The organism is Streptomyces sp. NPDC052042 (genome assembly GCF_044548345.1).
In the GTDB taxonomy this organism is placed as follows: domain Bacteria; phylum Actinomycetota; class Actinomycetes; order Streptomycetales; family Streptomycetaceae; genus Streptomyces.
Genome location: NZ_JBIUBU010000003.1, coordinates 58,292 through 78,692 on the forward strand (window position 1 = coordinate 58,292; position 20,401 = coordinate 78,692).

Consider the following 20,401-nt stretch of genomic DNA (forward strand, 5'->3'; position numbering starts at 1 on the left):
CACCTCACACAAGGATGACAAGGACGACAAGAGCGATAAGCAAGGTGAATATGGAAAAGGGCGCGGAAGAGGTGTGGAAAGGGCGGCGAAGGGCGAAGGGGCGTGGCGGGAGAGGGGAGTGGGGGAGTAGGGGAGTCGAGCGGGGTGGGCGAGCGGGATCGGTGGAGGCGACCGGTGGGGTTACCAGGGGTCACTCCTTATGAGACTGCTTGTCAGTAAAGCCGTCAATCCCTTGTGCGCAACTTGTTGACCCAGCGTCTATCAGCGTGTGAACCTGCCAACCGATGTGACAGACAAGGAACGTGACGGATTAGGTACGCGAGGCGTGAGGAGCCGTCCATGTCGACACTCGACCTGTACACCACCGCCCCCGACGCACCGCTGTGGCAGGTGCCCGCCACCGGCGCCGCCCGCTTCAGCTGGGACTACGACGACGGCCGTGAACGCCTGCTCGCCCTCTACCAGAAGGGCAAGGACAAGCAGTGGGACGGCAACAAGCGCATCGACTGGTCCCTGGAGGTCGATCCCTCCGACCCGCTCGGCACCCCCGACGACGCCCTCACGCTGTACGACACCCCGCACTGGGCGAAGTTGACCGAGAAGGACCGGGGCGAACTGCGCAAGCACTACGCCTCCTGGCAGTTCAGCCAGTTCCTCCACGGTGAGCAGGGCGCCATGGTCTGCGCGGCCAGGATCGTGGAGTCCGTGCCCGACCTGGACGCGAAGTTCTACTCCGCGACCCAGACCATGGACGAGGCCCGGCACGCGGAGGTGTACGGCCGGTTCCTGCACGAGAAGATCGGGATGCTCTACCCGGTCAACGACAGCCTCCAGGCACTGCTGGGCGACACCCTGCGCGACTCCCGCTGGGACATGCCCTACCTCGGTATGCAGGTCCTCATCGAGGGCCTCGCCCTGGCCGCGTTCGGCATGATCCGCGACACGACGGACAAGCCGCTGCCCAAGCAGATCCTCACGTACGTCATGCAGGACGAGGCCCGCCACGTCGCCTTCGGACGGATGGCGCTGCGCGACTACTACAAGCAGCTGAGCGATGCCGAACGTCGCGAGCGGGAGGAGTTCGTCATCGAGGGCTGCTATCTGATGCGGGACCGGCTCCGGGGTGTCGAGGTGCTGGAGAACTTCGGCATCGGCAAGGGGGAGGCGCACGAACTGTCCGAACGGTCGCCGTTCCTCCAGCTCTTCCGCAAGCTGCTGTTCAGCCGGATCGTGCCGTGCGTCAAGGACATCGGGCTGTGGGGCGACCGGCTCCAGCGGGCGTACGTGGACATGGGCGTGCTCGAACTCGGCGACACCGATCTGGACCGGCTGATGAGCCAGGACGAGGAAGTGGCCGAGCAACTGGACCGGGAGCGCTTCGCGACGGAGGAACGCGCCCGGGTCGCCGAGGTCGAGGAGACGGTGGCGCAGGGCGCTGCGAGTACGCGGGAGGAGTGAGACGGCACGCGCCGGGGAGTGGGGCGGGGTCTGCGGAATGCCGGCCGGCGGGCGGGGCCGCCGTCGCCGAAGCCGCCGTCGCCGGGTGTCAGGGCCGCACGCTGATCAGCGCTCCCTCCACCGCGCAGGCGGTTTCGACCAGTGAGACGTCCGTCCCGTGCTCCGTCACCAACTGCAGACCCACCGGGCAGCCGTCCGCCGTGAAGCCGACCGGTACGGAGGCGGCGGGATGCCCGCTGAGGTTGAAGGCCCAGGTCAACGCGGTCGAGTAGAGCTCGCCGGGACCGTCGTGGCCGTGCGGCCGGTTCGGGGTGGTCGGGGTGAGCAGCAGGGGCACACGGGCGAAGAACGCGTCGAGCCTGCGGTCGTTCTCCCGCCGGAGCTCCCGGGTGGCCGGGGACGGCTCCCCGGCCCGGACCGCCATCCACGCCTCCAGGGGGTCGAGCAGCTCGCACCTGCGGTCCACCAGCCGCACCACACCGGCCGCCACCAGGCGTTCCACCGCGCGCCGGACCACCGCCCCGACCTCCGGATCGACGTCCGCGTACCCCAGATCCGGGCTGAAGACGGCCGGGACCGGGAGGGCGGGCGCCACCGGCCCCGCGTCGGGAGCGAGGCGGCGGTGCCCGTCCGGGACAGTCGGCAGGTCGTCCGGGCCATGGCCCGGGTACGTGTCCCGTACGCAGCGCAGATACGTCAGGGCCCCGGCGGCCGACCGCGTCAGCACCCCGGCGGAGGCGAGTCCGGTCCGGTCGGGCGAGGGCAGCAGACCGTTCGTCGTCTTCAGGCCGAACACCCCGCACCAGGCCGCCGGGATCCGTACCGATCCCGCCCCGTCGCTCCCGGTGGCCAGCGGCACCATGTCCGCCGCGACCGCCACCGCCGAGCCCGCCGAGGAACCGCCCGGGGTGCGGTCGGCCCGCCACGGGTTGACCGTACGGCCGTGGGCGCCCTGCCCCCACGTCTGCCAGGGCGTGCCGGGTCCGGGCACCGAGGTGGCGCCGACCGGCACCGCACCGGCCGCGATCAGCCGTCGGGCCGCGTACGAGCGGATCCCGGACCGGCCCTTGACGGCGAACGGCAGGGCGCCCAGCGGGAGCCGGGCGGCGCCTTCCGCGTCCGCGACCGCACGTTCGGGCCACACCTCGATGAACGCGGACAGACGCGGGTCGTCCCGCCCGATCCGTTCCAGCGCCGCGACCACCGCGCCCGTATCGCCCGCGCCGGTACCGTCCGTGTGCGTCACGTGGGTGTTCGTCACGTGGCCCCCTCCCGTGTCCGCCTCGCGGTCAGTCTGGCAGGGTGCGCAGGGCGGTCTCCATCACGGCACGTGCGATCGGGGCGGCGCTGCCGCCGCCGCTGATGTCGGCCCGGTGGGCGGCTGCGTCCTCCACGACCACGGCGACCGCGACGGCCGGCCGCGCCGCGTCCGGTGCCTGGGCCCAGGAGATGAACCAGGCATACGGCAGGCCCGAGTTGTCGACGCCGTGCTGGGCGGTGCCGGTCTTGCCGCCGACGGTCGCGCCGTCGATCGCGGCGTTGGAGCCGGTGCCCCGCTCCACGACGTCGACCATCATCTCCCGCAGCAGCGACGCCGTGCGCGGCCCCATGGCCCGCTGGTAGGTGCGCGGTCCGTAGCGGTGTACGACCGCGCCGCTCTTCGTGGTCGTACGGTCCACCAGATACGGGTACTTGAGGTCGCCGCCGTTCGCCACGGCCGAGGCGACCATCGCCATCTGCAGCGGGGTCGCCGTCGTGTCGAACTGGCCGATCGACGACAGCGCCAGCTGGTCGTCGCTCATCTCGGTGTCGAAGTTGCTCTTCGCCACCCCGGACGGGATGCGCAGGCCGGAGTCGTCGAAGCCGAACCTCCGTGCCGCGTCGACCATGCCCTTCAGCCCGACCCGCACCCCCAGTTCCGCCATCACGGTGTTGCAGGAGACCCGGATCGCCTCGGCCAGGGAGGCGTCCTCGCAGCCCTCCGCCTCGTTGGGGAGCGTGGTCCGCGTACCGGGCAGCACATACGGCGACGGGGTGTCGGTTCCGGCGTCGGGGTCGGTGACCACGCCCGCGTCGAGCGCCGCCGCCGCGGTCACGATCTTGAAGGCGGAGCCCGGCGGATAGGTCTGCCGGATCGCCCGGTTGAGCATCGGCAGGCTCCGGTCCGCGTTCAGTCGCCGCCAGGTGTCGGTGACGGACGGACCGGTGCCGGAGAGCAGCCCGGGGTCGTACGAAGGGGTCGAGACCAGGGCCAGGATCCTGCCGGTCGAGGGTTCGACGGCGGCGACCGCGCCCCGCCGGCCGGCCAGCCCCTCGTAGGCGGCGCGCTGCACCGAGGCGTCGATCGTGGTGACCACATCGCCGCCGGGCTGCTGGCTCCGGGTGACCTCGTTCCACAGCGGGAACGGGGCGAGCGCCGAGTCGGTGCCGGACAGGATGCCGTCCTCGGCGTTCTCGATCAGGGTGGTGCCGTACGTCTGGGAGGCGTATCCGGTCACCGGCGCGTACAGCGGGCCGTCGCGGTACGTGCGCTCGTACGCGAGCTGCTCGCCGGTGTTCCGGGACCCGGTGACGGACACCCCGCCGACCAGGATGTCGCCGCGCGGCTGGCCGTAACGGGCGATCGTGAGACGGCGGTTGGCGGGGTTGGTGTCCAGGCTGTCGGCTTCGAAGACCTGGACGCGGGCCGCGTTCAGCAGCAGGGCCACGAGCAGCAGCAGACAGAGCGCGGCGGCCCGGCGGATGCAGCGGATCACGGCGCGTCCTTCGTCTTCGGCGCCTCGCTCTTCGGCTCCGGCGCGATCATCCCGGTCTCCACCGGGTCGGGGTCCGGCCGACGGGCCCGGTCGCTGAGCCGGATCAGCAGTGCCACGATCATCCAGTTGGTGACGACGGACGATCCGCCCTGCGCGAGGAACGGCATCGCCATGCCGGTCAGCGGGATCAGCCCCATCACCCCTCCCGCGATCACGAACACCTGGAGGGCCAGGATCGAGGCGAGGCCGATCGACAGCAGCCGCCCGAACGGGTCGCGCAGGGCGAGCCCGGTGCGGTAGCCGCGGGCCACGAGCAGCGCGTACAGCAGGAAGACGGCGGTCAGTCCGGTCAGCCCCAGCTCCTCGCCGGCGGTCGCCAGGATGAAGTCGGACTTGGTGGCGAAGCCGATCAGGACGGAGTGGCCGAGCCCGAGCCCGGTGCCGAGCATCCCGCCCGCGGCGAACGCGAACAACGACTGGGCCAGTTGGCTGGGCCCCCGGCCGGCGGCGATGGTGGCGAACGGGTCGAGCCAGTCCTGGACCCGGCTGTGCACATGCGGTTCGAGGGAGCCGACGACGAACGCGCCCACCGCGGCCAGCAGCAGACCCACCGCGATCCAGCCGGTCCGGCCGGTCGCCACGTACAGCATGATCACGAAGAGGCCGAAGAAGAGCAGCGAGGTGCCCAGGTCGCGCTCCAGGACCAGCACACCGACGCTGAGCAGCCAGATCGCCACGATCGGCCCCAGCACCCGGCCGGTGGGGAACTGGAGCTTCCAGATCCTGCGACCGGTGAAAACGAGGGCGTTGCGGTTCGCGGCCAGGTACGCGGCGAAGAAGACGGCGAGCATGATCTTGGCGAACTCGCCGGGCTGGAAGGAGAAGCCGCCGATCCGGATCCAGATCTTGGCGCCGTTCACCGCGGGGAAGAAGATCGGCACGATCAGCAGCACCAGGGCGGTGGCGACCGACAGATAGGCATAGCGCTGGAGCACCCGGTGGTCGCGCAGGAACACGACCACACCGATGAAGAGCGCCACGCCGAGCGTCGACCAGACCAGCTGGGTGGGTGCGGCCTGGTCCCTCGGGGTCTCCAGATCGAGCCGGTAGATCAGCACCAGCCCGAGCCCGTTGAGCAGTACGGCGATGGGCAGCAGCAGCGGATCGGCGTACGGGGCGCGGAAGCGGACCGCGAGATGGGCGAGGAGCGCGAGCAGCCCCAGCCCGCCGCCGTACCCGGCCACATCGGGCGGGACCGCGCCGTTCCTGGCCAGCCCGACGGCGGCGTAGCCGTAGACCGGGACGAGGACGGCACCGATGAGGAGCAGCAACTCGACCCCGCGCCGCTTGGGCAGACGCAGAGCGGGCGGGGGTGTGTCCGCCGTCGTTACGGTCATGCCACGCAACGTAGCAAGAGGCGGGGGCTATTTCCCTTATGTCATAGCGGGGATGTCAGCTGTCACAGCGGGGACGTCAGCCGGACCCGGCGGGCAGGCCGGTCGGGGCGGGTGCGCGGCGGCGCTTGCCGGCCGTGGCGCTGCCGTGGTGGCAGCCGGCGTGGTGTCCGGTCGTGCGCGCGGGCGGGGCGTCGGCGGGGGCGGTGCCGGTCCGGCGGAGCGCCGGTGGTCAGGCCGCCCGCGCGGGCCGGGGTGGTGGCATCCGTGCGCGGGGGCGTCAGCCGGGGCGGTACCCGTCCCGTGCGGCCCCGCCGTCGCGCGGCTGTGCGCGCGTCTCGCCGTCGGGGAGCCGTACACCGACCGGCCCGCCGCCCTCCGGTGGCCGCGCGCATGCCGTCCCGTCGTCCGGCCGCAGGTACTCCGGGAGCGTCAGGCGGGCCACCGCCCCGCCGTCCGGCGCGTTGGAGAAGGCCAGCTCCGCGCCGATCACCCCGGCCTGCCCGACGGCGATGGTCAGTCCCAGGCCGTGCCCCTTGCCGCCGCTCTCGGTACGGAACCGCTGCGGGCCGCCGACCAGCAGATACTCCGGGAAGCCCGGTCCGTGGTCGCGCACGGTCACCGTCGGTCCGTCCATCGTCAGCAGCACCGGGGGCCGTCCGTGCCTGTGCGCGTTGGCGATCAGATTGCCCAGCACCCGCTCGACCCGCCGTTTGTCCGTCTCGACCCGTACCGGCGCGGGCAGCCGCGCGGACGCCTGGTCCCGCCGCCGGGCGGCCGCGATCGCCGAGGTGCCCGTGCCCGCCCCCGTGGCGGTCTTCCCGTAGCGCACCTCGGTCTCCGCGCCGCAGGCGCGCACCACGCGCTCGATGAGCGGGGCGAGTTCGAACACGTCGAGATCGACCTGTTCCGTGCGGGCGTCGAGCCGGGAGATCTCCAGCAGGTCCTCCGTCAGCGCCCGCATCGCACCGACCCGGTCGCGCACCAGCTCGGAGGGCCGCCCCGGCGGCAGCAGTTCGGCGGCGGCCGTCAGACCGGTGAGCGGGGTACGGAGCTCGTGCGCCACATCGGCGGTGAAACGCTGCTCGGCCAGCAGCTTGCGCTGGAGCGTGGACGCCATCGTGTCCAGCGCTCCCGCGACGATCGCCACCTCGTCCTGCGGACGCGAGGGATGGGCCGTACGCGGGTCGCCGACCCGGGCGTCGAGGTCGCCCGCGGTGATCCGGCGGGCCACCTGGGCCGTCTGGTGCAGCCGCCGGGTGACCCGGGTGACGGCGAACGCGCCGACCAGCAGGGTGGCCCCGGTGGCCAGCAGCGAGGAGCCGACGATCGCCCGGTCGAGTGCGTTGATCGTGCGGGCGCTCTGGCTGTAGTCGACCGCCGTGGCCAGCGCCCCGCCGTCGGCCGGGGCCGCCGCCCACATGGCGGGACGCCCGTTCCGGTCGGCGACGAGCGTGCCGCTTTCACCCCGGGCGGCCAGGGTGCGCAGCGCGGTGGGCAGCCCCGGCGGATCGACACCGGAGCCGGGCGGCAGCGCCTCGCCGGCCTCGTAGGCGGTGGTGACCTCCGACAGTCGGAACAGCGCCTTCTCGCGGGCCTCGGCGACGGTCCGGCGGCTCACCTCCCCGTGGACCAGCACACTGAGCAGAGCGGCGAGGACACAGCACATCACCGTGATGAAGACGGCCGACTTCCAGGTGAGCGTCGCCGTCCAGGCGGGCAGCCGCAGCCGCCGCGGCCCCGTACCGGACCGCCCGCCGGGCCCGCGGCGTCCGGCCGCCGCGCCCCGCCACAGGCCGTACCGCCTCATCGCCGCTCCGCGAGGACACCGGCGGAGGCGGTGGCGCCCGGGGTGGTCGCCGGGGAGCCCGGCGGGGCGGTGCCCGGGGCGGGGATCGGCCGGTCGGTGCCGCCGGGGGACCGCGGGGGGCGGGGCGAGGGCATCCGCAGGATCTCGTCCCGCCTGGGCAGCATGGCGCGCTGCCGCCCGTCCCACGACCAGGCGGTGCGGTACTCGTATCCCCGGATGACCGACGGCACTCGCGTGATCAGATCCCGTCCGGCCAGTTCGATGCTGATCACGGCGTCCGAGGTGGCCAGGATCCGGGTCAGACCGCCCGCCTCCGACTTGTAGACGCGCACGGAGATCTGCCGGCCGGGCAACTGGATGCCGAGCACCATCTCGTCCTTGCCGTCCCCGGTCAGATCACGGAAGTAGGGGCGCAGCACCGGGCAGGACCCCGGCACACTGCGGCATTCGGTGATGCGGCGGACGGTTTCGGCGGGGAGCTCCGTGGCCTTGCTGTGCCGGTCGGACCGCACCGTCAGCCCGGCCTGCACCACCGCGACCGGGTCCAGCCGGTGGACGTCGCCGTCCGGCACCTCGATCCCCGGAATGCGCGCCGTCTCACCCTCGCCGTAGTCGTACGGGGCGGCGGAGGCGGACGGCAGTTCGGGCCAGAGCCGGGCCGGGCCTATGGCGTACGGGGCCGGCCCCGCGCTCCGCAGCCCTCCGCCCGCACCGCAGCCGGACAGCAGCACGGCTCCGGCGACGGCCCCGAGGGCCGACACCGTACGGCACCGAACCCGGCGACGCGGACGCATCCCACGCTCCCTTCCCTTGGCCCATGCCCTTGGCACTGTGACCGGAGGGGATTCACCGGCTCGCGGCGTCCGGCGCTTTCCCGAGCGCTCGACTTCGTTCGAGCACAGGGGAGAGCCGGTTTCTCACCGCGTGGTTGGTCGCATCACCCGAGTACGCCCGGTACACGGGTGATGCTCCGCCGTGCGATGCACCGCACCGGATGGCGCGGGCTTCCCGGCACGGCTTTCCGGTCACAGCACTAGACCTTAAGCGGAAGAAAGTCGTTTATCCCTCTTTAGTACTGGCTGTGCGGCATTGAGTACGGGCCGTGCATCGGCCCGCACGGGTGGTTCCGGCCGACGCCTCAGTTCAGGTACGGGTTCTGCCCCTGACCGCCCGGAGCCTGCCCCGGGTACCCGCCCGGCGCGTACCCGGACTGTCCCCGACCCTGCGCCTGGGCCCGTCCCGGCGGCTGTCCGAAGGGGTTGCCCTGCTGCGCGGCCGCGTGCTGTGCCAGCAACTGATCGGCCTGCTCCTTCGCTATCAGCTGCTCCCCGCCGCAGAACGTGCACTGCGTCGCGAACTTCGTCGAGAACGGGAACAGCGGCACGAAGAACAACGTGAACTTGGTGACCCGCTTGCGCAGCGTGTGCGCGGCCGGATTGCCGCACCAGCCGCAGACCAGCGTCAGCACGGCCAATTGGTACAGATATCCCCGCGTACCGAAGATGATCACTTCATCGGCCCCTTCCCCGTGTCGCCCCGGAGCGCCCGTCGACAGAACTCCAGCAGCCGTTCGTCCTCGTATGTGTCATGGCTGCCGAAGGCGCCGTCCATCGCGTTGTGACGCCGCGCGGAGGCGAGCTCGGCGCGCAACGCTTCTGCCGCGTCCGGCCCCGCGTCGGCGGCCCCCATCCGCGCCAGACATTCCGCCACCCGGACCCGGGCCTGACGGTTGCGCTCCCAGGCCGACAGCAGCACCGGAACGGATTCCCCGGCCCGCCCCGAGACCTCCCACAACGCGGCCGCCGCGTCCACCCGCAGCCACAGCTCCTCATGGTGCAGCAGAGCGCGCAGCCGGGGCGCGGCCGCCGCCGCCCGCGTCCCGAGCCCCGCCACGGCGTTCACGGCGGCGCGCACCTCGTGGACCCGCCCGGCCCGCAGCCCCTCGGTCAGCACCGGCAGCACCGCGTCGGCATCCCCGCTCACCAGCCACAGGGCCCGAGCCGCCTCGACCGCCTCCACCGCCGAGACGGCCCCCGGATCGCGCAGCAGCGCGCGCAGCTCCGGTACGGCGCCGTGCGCCCCGGGCCCGCACGAGCCAAGCGCCCGCAGCGCCGCCGTGCGCAGCCACTCACCCCGGTACGCGGGGGCGCCGCGCAGCATCCTCAGCACCTCCGGCACTGCCTCGTCCGCCGGTATCGCCGTCAGGGCCATGAGCAGCGGGCTCGCCCGGTCGTACGCCGCCTCGTCCAGCCGGACCTCGCCGAGCCTGCGACGCAGCACCTCCGTCAGCGGAGCCGCCGCCGCCCCCAGGAAGCCGATGGTGAACCCCACGTCATGGGGTATCTCGCGCCGCTCCAGCGCGGTGGCCAGCGCCGGTACGGCACGGGGGTCGCCCAGCCGGGCCAGCGCCTTCACCGCGCTGCCGAGCGCCGGAGGGCCGCTCGGCCAGTCCCGCACCCAGGAAGCGGGATCCGCCGCGACCCGCGCCGCCAGCGCGTCGGCGGCGGGCGCGGCCAGCCCGAAGAGGTCCTCCAGCACCTGCGCCGCGACATCGGCCAGCCGCGGCTCGGGCGTGGCGAGTTGCTCGCCGACCAGCCGGACCAGCTCCTCGTAGGAACCCCGCCAGACCCGGACCAGCGCGCTGCTCATCCGGAGCGCGTCGATCCGCTGCTGGTGATCGGGGCTGCGCAGCTGGTCGGCCAGCAACGCCGTCCGCTCGGCGACCCGGTCATCGAGGCCGATGTGCAGCGTGCGCAGCAGATCCGCCGTCCAGGGGGCGGCGCGGGCCGGAAGCTCCTCGTCGGACAGGGCCCTGCCCTGGCCCGGCCGGGTCGTGGACGCGGCGCGTTCCTCCGCCGACGGCTCCCCGGCCCCGGCCGTCTCGCCATGCGCGTCGACGGCCGCGATCACATCGGCCGCCGGGCCGGGCCGGGCCTCGCCCGTGCCGTACGAGGCCGGGGCGGAGCGGCGGGCGGGCGTCCGGCGCAGTTGCCGCAGCAGGCCCGACACCACCCGTACGACGTCCCCCGGCAGCGCGTCCGGCGCGCACCGGGCCACCTGGGCCAGTGCGGCGAGCCGCAGCCCGGGCGGGAAGCCCTCACCGGTCAGCCGGGTCAGCCACCCGGCGGCCTGCCCGGCCAGCGCGCGATGCCGCAGCGCGACCCGTCCGGCCGCCTCGATCAGCGCGAGCCGCACCTCCTCGGACGGCTCCACCGGAAGCCGCTCCCGCAGCAGCGCGAGCACCCGCAGCGGGTGACTGTGGAGCCCGGCGAGCGCCATCGGCGCGGCGAGACGTACCCCCGGGTCCTCGTCGGCCATCAGCTCGCAGAACACCCCGGACCCCGCGGTGACGGCGGTCGCCGCCATCGCGTAGTTCGCCGCGCCCTCGATCTCCTCCTCGGCGATCTCGTCCTCGTCGTCCTCGCCCAGATCGATGCCACCGATGCTGGTCAGCAGCTCCACGACGCTGCCCCGGTCCTGGATGCCCGGGTCCACGACCAGTTCGAAGAGGAAGGGGATGCAGGCCAGCGTGCAGGCGTACACCTCACCCTGGTGGTGCACGGTCCCGTACATGCCGTCCAGCGCCGCCTCGCGCACCACCGGATCGTCGGACGCGAGCCCCCGCAGCATCGCCGGTACATCATCGGCAGGCCCGTAGGCATGCTCCATCGAGGCCCAGTCGACCTCGTCGATCCCTGCGAACACGCCATCGCCTCCCCACGCGATTCATGAGCGGTGTCTGCCAGAGTGTGCACCACGGTCCGACCCTGTGCCCGCTACACGCGGTCTTTTCCTGACGGACATGACAAAGTTCTCGTCAAGCGGTGCCGGGCGGCCGGACAGCACGTCCGCGCCCAGTGGCCGACGCCCACCGGACGCTATCCGTCCGCCTAGCCGCTCGCCGACCGTCGCTCCTCCACCGTCCTGGACCCGGAACCACCGGGCTCGGCGGGGGCCCAGGAGGGTTTCGCGGCGGCTTCGGACCGGGTCGGCTCGTCGAGGGTGATGCACCATCTGTCGCCGTCGAGCCGGACCTCGATCTCCTTGATCTGCTCCGCCTGCTTGGCTGGTTTTCTTTCCGTGTCGCTTCCGGCGAAGTAGAGCACCACGACCTGGCGGGTGGAGCCTTCGTCGTAGAAGTCCGCCGTCACCTCGGACCGGGCCGCGACACCGAACGCCCTGACCCAGTTACGGGCCGTCACATCGGCCCGGCCCCCCTGCGCGGCGAGTGCGGCCAGGCCGGCCGCGTCACCGTCCGCCAGGCGCCATACGGCCTTCTGCACCACGTCCAGACTGCCCGTGGAGGGGTAGCCGACGACGCGCAGCGGCTGGTGGGTCGTGTAGTCGCTCTGGTAGGCCGTCCCGTCGTCCGTCGAGCAACCGGCCAGGGCGAGGCCGAGGCTCCCGGTGAGCAACACGCCCAGGAGGCGGGCACCCGGGAGCCGGAGGCGGGGGCGACGCAGGCCCGGCGGCCGGGGGCGCGGATGAGGTTCGCTCGGGAACGAACCGGAAGTCCGCACACGCCTGATCATTTCCTGGCCCCCAGGGTCGTCTTCAACGGTCGGTGCGGCCGGCGCCGGGACGGACCGGTCGTGTTCGCGTCCGCCACCGCGGAGCCCCGTCCCGGCGCCGACGCACGGGCCCGATCACGGCTGGTCAAGGGAACCACAGCCACGGGGAAGCATCCCGGCCGGGTCCGCGCAGCCGTCGCGCCGCCTGGGGACGTGGGCTGGTACGTGGGCCGACGCACGGTCCAGCACCACGACGGCTCAGAGCACACCAGGGTCAGGACGACGACCCGTCGGCAGCGGCCGAGCCCGTCCCGGATCGGTGAGCGGCCCGAGCAGATCGCCGTGGCTCGCCAGCCTGGCCGCCATGTCACCGGCCCGGAAGACCAGTTCCCCGGGCGCCCGGCACTCCTCGATCTCCTCCCAGGCGACGGGCGCGGAGACCGTCGGCTCGGGGCGGGCGCGCAGGGTGTAGGGCGTGGCGGTCGTCTTCGCCGCCGCGTTCTGGCTGAAGTCGACGAACACCTTCCCCGGCCGCAACGCCCGGCTCATCCGGTGCACCACCAGGTCCGGAAGGGCCTGCGCCGCCTCCACGGCCAGGCTCCTCGCGTACGCCGACACCTGATCGGCAGGGGTCGGTTCCACCGGTACGAGCAGATGCAGTCCCTTCGACCCGGAGGTCTTCCCACAGGCGAGGAGCCCGTCCGCCGCCAGCCGCTCGCGCAGCCACTGCGCCACCGCGCAGCACTCCACCATGGTCGCGGGCGCACCCGGGTCCAGGTCGAACACCATCCGGTCGGCGATTCCGGGCGCCCCGGCGTGCCACTGCGGGGTGTGGAACTCCACCACCAGGTTTGCCGCCCACATCAGCGAGGCCAGGCCGTCCACGACCACCTGGTCGGCCTCCTCGTCCTCGCGGTGCGGCACCGGAGTGGTCCGTACCCAGGACGGCGTACCGGGTGGCGGGTTCTTGGTGAAGAAGCACGGCCCGTCCGGCCCGTCGGGATAGCGCAGGAAGGAGACGGGCCGGTCGCGCAGATGAGCCAGCAGGGGCACGGTGACCGCGGTCGCGTAGTAGTGGAGCACCTCTCCCTTGGTGGTTCCGGTGGCCGGATACAGCACCTTGTCGAGATTGCTCAGCGCCAGCCGTCGCCCCTCCACCTCTGTGATCTGCGTCATACGATAAGAGTCACATGATGTCCGTGCATACAGGCGCCAACCGGACCTGTCTGTCACGCAGGCGCCCATCGGACTCGTCCATATCCATGCGCTTCCATCCGCACGTCTGTTCCTATCCGTGTCCATCCGTGTCCAGCCGCACCTATGCGAACACAAGGGGCGAATTGTGAGATCCATATGGAACGGCGCCATCTCCTTCGGGCTGGTCAGCATTCCGATCAAGCTGGTCAACGCGACCGAGAACCACTCGATCTCGTTCCGTCAGGTCCACCTCGCCGACGGCGGTCGGATCCGGTACCGGAAGGTCTGCGAGATCGACGGGGAGGAGCTCACCGCGGCGGAGATCGGCAAGGCGTACGAGGATGCCGACGGTTCGCTGATCCCGATCAGCGACGAGGAGCTCGGCTCGCTCCCGCTGCCCACCGCCAAGACGATCGAAATCGTCGCTTTCGTCCCCGCGACCTCGATCGACCCGCTCCAGATGGACGCGGCCTACTACCTCTCCGCCAACGGCGTCCCGGCGGCCAAGCCGTACACCCTGCTCCGGGAGGCGCTGAAACGGAGCCGGAAGGTCGCCGTGGCCAAGTACGCGCTGCGCGGTCGGGAGCGGCTGGGCATGCTGCGGGTGGTCGACGATGTGATCGCCATGCACGGCCTGCTGTGGCCGGACGAGATCCGCAGCCCGGAGGGCGCCGCCTCAAAGGTCGATGTCACGGTGCGCGACGCCGAACTCGACCTGGCCGATGCCCTGATGGACACCCTCGGCGAGGTCGACATGGACTCGCTCCACGACGACTACCGGGAGGCCGTCGAGGAACTCGTCGCGGCGAAGGCCGAGGGCCGGACCCTGGAGCCCGAGCAGCCGGCGGACGCCGGCCGGGGCAAGGTCATCGACCTGGTCGCCGCACTGGAGAAGAGCGTCCGGGAGGCCAAGGAAGCCCGCGGCGAGGCGACCGCGAACGGGAGAGCGGAAGCGGGTGGGGAGCCCGGGGCACCGGAGGCGGAGAAGAGCCCCATGGCCGAGGTCACCTCGCTCGCCGACCGCAAGAAGTCGGGCGGCACCGGGGCGAGGAAGAAGGCCGCGGCACCCCCCAAGAAGGCGGCCGCGAAGAAGCCGGGGGCCGCGACGGGCCGGGCACCTGCCAAGAAGGCCGCGTCCCGCTCGACCTCGACCGCGAAGAAGCCGGCCGCCACCAAGTCGGCGGCGAAGAAGACCACCGCGAAGTCCGGCGCCAAGTCGGCGTCCAAGAGCACGACTTCACGCAAACGCACCTCGGCCTGAGGACCGGGAAGGGGAATCCGGGGCGGGCCCGGTGCAGGGCCGGGAATCCGGGGCGGGTCCGGTGTAGGACCGGGAATCCGAGGCGGGTCCGGTGCAGGACCGGGCCAGGACCCAGGCCCTCCCGCCAGGCGGGGGCCGCACCTGACACGCCGACCGCTCGTCGGGGACGGTACGCCGAACGCGGTCGTGGACGGTGCCATGTCCCCGACTTCCCGCACGGCATACGGGCGACCGCCCCCGCACAGCGTGCCCCCGCGCCTATGCTCACGGCATGGAGCAGAGCGAAGTGGTGAAGCGCGTGGTGGGCATTCTCACGGAGGCGGGCGAGATCCGTCGGCTGCTCGAAGAGAGCGGGGACCGCGACGACGTGGAAGCCGATTCGACCGTGGTGACCGCGCTCCTGAACGAGACGATGCCCCGGATCACGATCCCCGAGGACGCCTCCATCGAAGAGGTCGCGGCCCTCGTCGGCCGTGAGGTCGGTGGCGCGGTGGAGCAGCTGGTCGGCGCGTTCACCCTGGCCTTCGCGATGCTCGCCCAGGTGCACGACTCCGGCCAGACGGACGTGTCCTCCGCCGATGTCCTCCAGGACCTGGCGCTGCGGGCGGAACAGCTCGGCTCCGGCGGCCCGGAGGGCACGGACGCCTGACCACTGGCCACGGTCGGCAGACCGGGCCGGAAACCGATGCTGTGCGCGGCGTGGCGGGGATCATGGCGGGACGAACGGCGGCGGGGGAGCACGTATGACGGAGAGGGCCTGTCCCGCGCCCCTGCCGTTCGCAGGCTGACATTCATCACGAGCAGTGGGACCGGGCGGAAGTGGGAAGAGTCGTGCAGGGGCTTACCGAGGCGAACCTCCGGGCGCTGGCCGGCGCCCGCTCCTTCGAACGCGGGACCCGGTACCTCGACGCGGTGTCCGGGATCGAGATCGGTGACGCCTGGGCCACCGCGACCGTCCACGGCACGGATCGGTACGAGGTGGAACTGGCGCTGGACGGGTCCGACGACCTGGACGGCATGTGCGACTGCCCGTACGGCCAGGAGGGCAACTTCTGCAAACATCTGGTCGCCCTCGGTCTGAGTCTGCTCGCCCGGTCGACCGGTCTGCCGCGGCAGCGGGCAGCGGCTCGTCAGCGGGCGCAGACCCTCGACGCCTGGCTGTCCGACCTGTCCAGGGAAGAGCTGATCGAACTCGTTCGGGAGCGGATCGCCGAGGACCGGCGGTTCCGGCGCCACCTGGAACTGCGGGTCGCCACCGTCCGGGGAGACCTGGCCGAAGTCCGGGCCCGGGTCCGCGAACTGCTCGACACCGGCCCGTTCGCACAGTACGAGTACGTCGACTACGCCGCCGCCCGCTCCTACGCCGAACAGGCCGGTCAGGCACCCTCCGCGATCAGGGAGCTGATCGGTTCGGGCCGGGCCGCCGACGCGATCGGCCTGGCCCGGGAGGCGATCCGGCTGCTGGCCGAGGCGGCGGAGAGCGTCGACGACTCCGACGGATGGCTCGGCCAGGTCGGCGAGGGCCTCGCCGACGCCCATCACGAGGCATGCCGCGCGGCCCGCCCCGACCCGGAGGAACTCGCCCGGTGGCTGGTCGGCCACACGCTCCACGACGACGCGTTCACGGACATCGATCCGCTCGACTACGAGGACGTCCTCGGTGAGCAGGGCCTGACGGCCCTGCGGAAGCACGCGGTCGCGGCATGGCGGGCCAACCGCACCGGCTGGGCCGAGCAGTACCTGATGGAACGCCTGGCCAGGGCGGCAGGAGACATCGACGAGGTGATCGCCGTCCACGCGGCCGACATCGCTCCGGACGGCTCCACCCATCTGGTCATCGCCCGGGAACTGGACACCGCCAAACGGCCCGCCGAGGCCCTGGAATGGGCCGAACGCGGCATCCGGGACACCGAGGACGCCGCCGATCTGGACGCCGCCCTCGTCGACTACCTCGCCGACCGCTACACACGGGCGGACCGGCTCCCCGACGCCGTCGCCCTGCGCCGCGACCACTTCGGCGCCCACCCCACCCTGTCGACCTACCAGCACCTGCGCGCCGCCGCCCGGACCGCCGACCGCTGGCCGGACGAGCGTGAGCGGGCCCTGGCCCTGCTGCGCGCCGACGCCGGACGGCAGCGGCGCCGGTACAGCGGCGTCGTCCTCGTCGACGCCCTGCTCGACGACAAGGACACCGACGCCGCCTGGCAGGCCGCCACCGAGCTCGGAGCCCACGACGGCCAGTGGCTCACCCTTGCCGATCACATCCGCCCCGACCGCGCCTCCGACGCGCTCGACGTCTACCAGCGCCTGGCCGAGCCGCTCACCCGGCAGACGGGCAACGCGATCTACGAACGGCTCGTCAGCCTGCTGCTGAGCATGCGTGACTGCCACCGCAGCCTGGGCACCCCGGACGCGTTCACCGCGTACACCACCGCCCTGCGCACCGCCCAGAAGCGCAAGCGGAACCTGATGCGGCTGATGGACGAGCACGGACTCTGACGAACGGACACGGCCTCCGGCGAACGACCACGGTCGCTGAGCCCGTTCAAGTCCCCGAACGGGCCACGTACCGTCCACCCTGGCAGAACCACAAGGGCGCCGTCGGCGAGGCCGTACGGCTCCCAGTGCGCGCAATCCACGGCGACCGCGTGGCGCGGTACGCGCGCACAAACAACAAGACCCCGGCCTCAGCGTTTCCGCTGGTGACGGGGTCTTTAGGCACTTCGACCGAAGTGCCCCCGGCAGGATTCGAACCTGCGCACACGGCTCCGGAGGCCGTTGCTCTATCCCCTGAGCTACGGGGGCGTCTCGCTGTGTTGCTCGGCGACGGGGAAAACACTACCAGCTTCCGAGGGGTGTCCGTGAACAGCTATTTCGGTGCCGCCGGGCGGCCTCCAGGGGTCGGTGGGCGGGCGAGGGCCGGAGGGATGGCGTACATCCGGCCACCCTTGGACCACCCGTCCGGGGGCGGAAATGGGCAAAACCCGGACGCAGCCCCTACGGCGCACCTACTCTCGGAGTGTGTCAGGCGCGTGTGGCCGCGTGCTTGTTGTCGACGACAACAAGGTCATCCGGCAGTTGATCAGGGTCAATCTCGAGCTTGAGGGCTTCGAGGTCGTGACCGCGTCCGATGGTGTCGAGTGTCTGGATCTGGTGCATCGGGTCAGCCCCGATGTGATCACCCTTGACGTCGTCATGCCCCGGCTGGACGGTCTGCAGACCGCCACCAGACTGCGCTCCGATCCGCGGACCAAACATCTGCCCCTGGCGATCATCAGTGCCTGCACTCCTCATGAGGTGGACACCGGGGTCGCCGCAGGGGTGGACGCGTTCCTGGCGAAGCCCTTCGAACCCAGCGAACTGGTTCGGCTCGTGGGGGAGTTGGCCGGCAGGGCGGAGCCGCCCGCGGCCGACGGCAGGCAGGGGACGGGGAGGGCGGAGAGCGCCGCCGGGTGACCGCATGGCGAAACGGGTCGCGGCGCGACCCCGTTCCTCCCATACGCTTGCCCTGTGACCCCCGCCGATCTCTCCAGGGCCGTGCTGCACGCCGTGCGCCGCGCGGTCGACGAGGACGCCCTGCGCGCGCCCGTGCCCGCGCACGTGCGGGTGGAGCGGACCAGGCCCGGTGGGCGCGGGGACTACGCCTGCGCCGTCGCCCTCCGGCTGGCCCGGACCGCCGTGCTGCCGGCCCGGGACGTCGCCGAGATCATCCGGGAGCGGGTGCGGGGCGTACCGGGGATCGGCGTCGTCGAGGTCACGGGGCCCGGCTTCCTGAACTTCACCCTGCCGGACGGTGCGGACCGCCTCGGCACGCTCGTCCGGGCCATCGGGGAGCGCGGTACGGAGTACGGGTACGGCGACACCCTCGCCGGTACGTCCGTCTCGTTCGCGCCCGTCGACGAGCCGCGCGCCCAGGTCGTCACCGAGGTCGTCGAGCGGTTGCTCCGGGCCCAGGGCGCGGAGGTCGACGCGCGGTCCGAAGGCGGAGAGGCGTTGCACGTGACGCCGGTGCCCGCCGCCGACCGCGATCTCTTCGTGCGGCTCGGGAACGACGCCGCACGCTGGGCGCTGCTGCGGGCCGCTCCGCACGATCGGCCCCACGACACCGGGAACGGCGCGCTCCTCGTCCAGCGGGAGAGCAATCCGCTGTTCCGGGTGCGGTACGCGTACGCGCGGACCCGGGCCCTGAGCCGCAACGCCCGGCAGCTCGGGTTCACCGCCGCGCACGATGCGTATGAGAGCCCCGGGGGCAGCGACCGCACCGTGTCCGCGGACCGCGTGGATGCCGCCGCGACCGCGCTCGCCGCGCTGCTCGCCGACCACCCCGAGGTGCTCGCCGCCGCCGCCCGGCACCGTGAACCCGACCGGGTCGCCCGGCAGCTGGAAGCGGTCGCGCGGGCGTTCTTCGACTTCCACGACGGTGCCCCGCCGCTTCCCGTCGGCGACGAGAAACCCTCGGCCGCCCACCGCTCCCGGCTCGCCCTCGCCGAAGCCGCCGGGACGGTGCTGGCCGGTGGCCTGTCCCTGCTCGGCATCAGTGCACCCGAAGTCCTCTGAGAGACCCGAAAGAGCAGAGCAAGCACCATGAGCCGATCCGCACACCCCGCCGGGCCCCGCCACGCCGACGTCCTCCCGGAGGGCCACTACGCCGCCCCGCCCGCCGACCTCAACGCCCTGGACGCCAAGGTCTGGTCCCGTACCGTCGCCCGGAACGCGGACGGTGCCGTCACCGTCGGCGGGATCGAGGTGGCACGGCTGGCCGAGGAGTTCGGCACCCCCGCCTACATCCTGGACGAGAGCGACTTCCGGGCCCGCTGCCGTGCCTGGGCCCACGCCTTCGGGTCGGACGCCGACGTGTTCTACGCGGGCAAGGCGTTCCTGTCGCGGGCCGTCGTGCGCTGGCTCACGGAGGAGGGCCTCAACCTCGACGTCTGCTCCGGCGGCGAGCTGACCTGCGCACTGGACGCGGGGATGCCCGCCGAGCGCATCGCCTTCCACGGCAACAACAAGACCGTCGCGGAGATCGAGCGGGCGATCACGGTCGGCGTCGGACGGATCGTGCTCGACTCGTTCCAGGAAATCGCCCGGGTCGCCCACGTCGCGCAGCGGCTCGGCAAGCGGCAGCGCGTACAGATCCGGGTGACCGTCGGTGTCGAGGCGCACACGCACGAGTTCATCGCCACCGCGCACGAGGACCAGAAGTTCGGGATCGCCCTGGCCGAGGGAGAGGCCGCCGAGGCGGTGCGCCGGGCGCTCGCCCTCGACGGGCTGGAACTCGTCGGCATCCACTCCCACATCGGTTCCCAGATCTTCGACATGGCCGGCTTCGAGGTCTCCGCCCGGCGTGTGGTGGGGCTGCTCGCCGAGGTGCGTGACGAGCACGGCGTCGAACTGCCCGAGATCGACCTGGGCGGCGGGCTGGGCATCGCCTACACCTCCGAAGACGACCCGCGCGAGCCGCACGAGATCGCCAAGGCGCTCGGCGACATCGTCGCCCGCGAGTGCGAGGCGGCCGGCCTCGCCGCCCCGCGGATCTCCGTCGAACCGGGGCGTGCCGTCGTCGGCCCCTCCGCGTTCACGCTGTACGAGGTCGGCACGATCAAGCCCCTGAAGGGGCTGCGCACGTACGTCAGCGTCGACGGCGGCATGTCGGACAACATCCGCACCGCCCTGTACGACGCCGAGTACAGCGTCGCGCTCGTCTCCCGCACCTCCGACGCCGAGCCGATGCTGGTCCGGGTCGTCGGCAAGCACTGCGAGAGCGGCGACATCGTGGTCAAGGACGCCTTCCTGCCGTCCGACCTCGCCCCCGGCGACCTGATCGCCGTGCCCGCCACCGGCGCGTACTGCCGTTCCATGGCGAGCAATTACAACCATGCCCTGCGCCCGCCCGTCGTCGCCGTGCGCGATGGGGAAGCGCGTGTGATCGTCAGGCGTGAGACGGAGGAAGATCTCCTGCGTCTCGATGTCGGCTGATGAAATATGTGTCTCAGGATCCGGACGAATGGCAGAAA

At 72.3% G+C, this 20,401-nt stretch carries 16 protein-coding genes and 1 tRNA gene; 7 read left to right on the forward strand and 10 right to left on the reverse strand.

The genetic code is table 11. The annotated features are described in order from the left end of the window. Window positions 1–339 precede the first annotated feature (339 nt). The gene (locus ACIHCL_RS07700) at window positions 340–1,458 is read left to right on the forward strand and encodes a ferritin-like domain-containing protein (protein WP_399858165.1); all 1,119 of its coding nucleotides are present in this window, start codon (window positions 340–342) and stop codon (window positions 1,456–1,458) included. Window positions 1,459–1,546: 88 nt separating this feature from the next. Here ACIHCL_RS07700 and ACIHCL_RS07705 read toward each other — a convergent pair whose 3' ends face one another. The 9 genes from ACIHCL_RS07705 to ligD form a co-directional block, all read right to left on the reverse strand. Next, the gene (locus tag ACIHCL_RS07705; protein ID WP_399858938.1) at window positions 1,547–2,662 is read right to left on the reverse strand and encodes an amidase; all 1,116 of its coding nucleotides are present in this window, start codon (window positions 2,660–2,662) and stop codon (window positions 1,547–1,549) included. An 85-nt stretch (window positions 2,663–2,747) separates the two neighbouring features. After that, complete coding sequence (locus tag ACIHCL_RS07710) at window positions 2,748–4,214, reverse strand: peptidoglycan D,D-transpeptidase FtsI family protein (RefSeq protein ID WP_399858167.1); 1,467 nt, start codon at window positions 4,212–4,214, stop codon at window positions 2,748–2,750. Next, window positions 4,211–5,611 carry an FtsW/RodA/SpoVE family cell cycle protein gene (locus ACIHCL_RS07715; protein WP_399858170.1) on the reverse strand — a complete coding sequence of 467 codons (1,401 nt, stop codon included), beginning with the start codon at window positions 5,609–5,611 and terminating at the stop codon, window positions 4,211–4,213. The genes ACIHCL_RS07710 and ACIHCL_RS07715 overlap by 4 nt, the downstream gene beginning before the upstream one ends. A gap of 277 nt (window positions 5,612–5,888) precedes the next feature. Beyond that, entirely contained in the window at window positions 5,889–7,418 is a 1,530-nt protein-coding gene (locus tag ACIHCL_RS07720; protein WP_399858173.1) for an ATP-binding protein, read from the reverse strand. Next, the gene (locus tag ACIHCL_RS07725) at window positions 7,415–8,212 is read right to left on the reverse strand and encodes a hypothetical protein (protein ID WP_399858176.1); all 798 of its coding nucleotides are present in this window, start codon (window positions 8,210–8,212) and stop codon (window positions 7,415–7,417) included. Before ACIHCL_RS07725 ends, ACIHCL_RS07720 begins: the two co-directional genes overlap by 4 nt. A 344-nt stretch (window positions 8,213–8,556) precedes the next feature. Next, window positions 8,557–8,928 carry a zinc-ribbon domain-containing protein gene (locus tag ACIHCL_RS07730; RefSeq protein WP_399858179.1) on the reverse strand — a complete coding sequence of 124 codons (372 nt, stop codon included), beginning with the start codon at window positions 8,926–8,928 and terminating at the stop codon, window positions 8,557–8,559. Next, window positions 8,925–11,123: a PBS lyase gene (locus tag ACIHCL_RS07735; RefSeq protein WP_399858181.1), complete on the reverse strand. Its 2,199-nt coding sequence runs from the start codon at window positions 11,121–11,123 to the stop codon at window positions 8,925–8,927. The genes ACIHCL_RS07730 and ACIHCL_RS07735 overlap by 4 nt, the downstream gene beginning before the upstream one ends. 185 nt (window positions 11,124–11,308) lie before the next feature. After that, complete coding sequence (locus tag ACIHCL_RS07740; RefSeq protein WP_399858183.1) at window positions 11,309–11,836, reverse strand: hypothetical protein; 528 nt, start codon at window positions 11,834–11,836, stop codon at window positions 11,309–11,311. 351 nt (window positions 11,837–12,187) lie between these two features. Then, window positions 12,188–13,105, reverse strand: a complete 918-nt coding sequence (ligD, locus tag ACIHCL_RS07745; protein ID WP_399858185.1) for a non-homologous end-joining DNA ligase — start codon at window positions 13,103–13,105, stop codon at window positions 12,188–12,190. Between the two features lie 166 nt (window positions 13,106–13,271). On the opposite strand from ligD, the gene ACIHCL_RS07750 reads away from it, so the two are divergent. The 3 genes from ACIHCL_RS07750 (at window position 13,272) to ACIHCL_RS07760 (ending at window position 16,886) form a co-directional block, all read left to right on the forward strand. Next, complete coding sequence (locus ACIHCL_RS07750) at window positions 13,272–14,387, forward strand: Ku protein (protein WP_399858188.1); 1,116 nt, start codon at window positions 13,272–13,274, stop codon at window positions 14,385–14,387. 271 nt (window positions 14,388–14,658) lie between these two features. Continuing rightward, the gene (locus ACIHCL_RS07755; protein WP_399858190.1) at window positions 14,659–15,036 is read left to right on the forward strand and encodes a hypothetical protein; all 378 of its coding nucleotides are present in this window, start codon (window positions 14,659–14,661) and stop codon (window positions 15,034–15,036) included. A 182-nt stretch (window positions 15,037–15,218) separates the two neighbouring features. Continuing rightward, complete coding sequence (locus ACIHCL_RS07760) at window positions 15,219–16,886, forward strand: SWIM zinc finger domain-containing protein (RefSeq protein ID WP_399858192.1); 1,668 nt, start codon at window positions 15,219–15,221, stop codon at window positions 16,884–16,886. 234 nt (window positions 16,887–17,120) lie between these two features. Here ACIHCL_RS07760 and ACIHCL_RS07765 read toward each other — a convergent pair. Further along, a tRNA-Arg gene (locus tag ACIHCL_RS07765) sits at window positions 17,121–17,192 on the reverse strand. 168 nt (window positions 17,193–17,360) lie between these two features. Here ACIHCL_RS07765 and ACIHCL_RS07770 point away from each other — a divergent pair. From ACIHCL_RS07770 to lysA, 3 genes are read left to right on the forward strand one after another with little or no spacing between them, the layout of a single operon-like run. After that, window positions 17,361–17,843: a response regulator gene (locus tag ACIHCL_RS07770; protein ID WP_399858194.1), complete on the forward strand. Its 483-nt coding sequence runs from the start codon at window positions 17,361–17,363 to the stop codon at window positions 17,841–17,843. A 54-nt stretch (window positions 17,844–17,897) separates the two neighbouring features. Then, on the forward strand, window positions 17,898–18,944 hold the full coding sequence (gene nrtL / locus ACIHCL_RS07775; protein ID WP_399858197.1) for an ArgS-related anticodon-binding protein NrtL: 1,047 nt from the start codon (window positions 17,898–17,900) through the stop codon (window positions 18,942–18,944). 27 nt (window positions 18,945–18,971) lie between these two features. After that, window positions 18,972–20,363: a diaminopimelate decarboxylase gene (gene lysA, locus ACIHCL_RS07780; RefSeq protein WP_399858199.1), complete on the forward strand. Its 1,392-nt coding sequence runs from the start codon at window positions 18,972–18,974 to the stop codon at window positions 20,361–20,363. The last annotated feature ends 38 nt before the right edge of the window (window positions 20,364–20,401 follow it).

What these genes read in the sequence shown, in the direction of transcription:
- ACIHCL_RS07700 (WP_399858165.1), top strand. Translation starts at nt 340, where the DNA reads ATGTCGACACTCGACCTGTACACCACCGCCCCCGACGCACCGCTGTGG.
- ACIHCL_RS07715 (WP_399858170.1), bottom strand. Translation starts at nt 5,611, where the DNA reads ATGACCGTAACGACGGCGGACACACCCCCGCCCGCTCTGCGTCTGCCC.
- ACIHCL_RS07720 (WP_399858173.1), bottom strand. Translation starts at nt 7,418, where the DNA reads ATGAGGCGGTACGGCCTGTGGCGGGGCGCGGCGGCCGGACGCCGCGGG.
- ACIHCL_RS07725 (WP_399858176.1), bottom strand. Translation starts at nt 8,212, where the DNA reads ATGCGTCCGCGTCGCCGGGTTCGGTGCCGTACGGTGTCGGCCCTCGGG.
- ligD (WP_399858185.1), bottom strand. Translation starts at nt 13,105, where the DNA reads ATGACGCAGATCACAGAGGTGGAGGGGCGACGGCTGGCGCTGAGCAAT.
- ACIHCL_RS07755 (WP_399858190.1), top strand. Translation starts at nt 14,659, where the DNA reads ATGGAGCAGAGCGAAGTGGTGAAGCGCGTGGTGGGCATTCTCACGGAG.
- ACIHCL_RS07770 (WP_399858194.1), top strand. Translation starts at nt 17,361, where the DNA reads ATGGGCAAAACCCGGACGCAGCCCCTACGGCGCACCTACTCTCGGAGT.
- lysA (WP_399858199.1), top strand. Translation starts at nt 18,972, where the DNA reads ATGAGCCGATCCGCACACCCCGCCGGGCCCCGCCACGCCGACGTCCTC.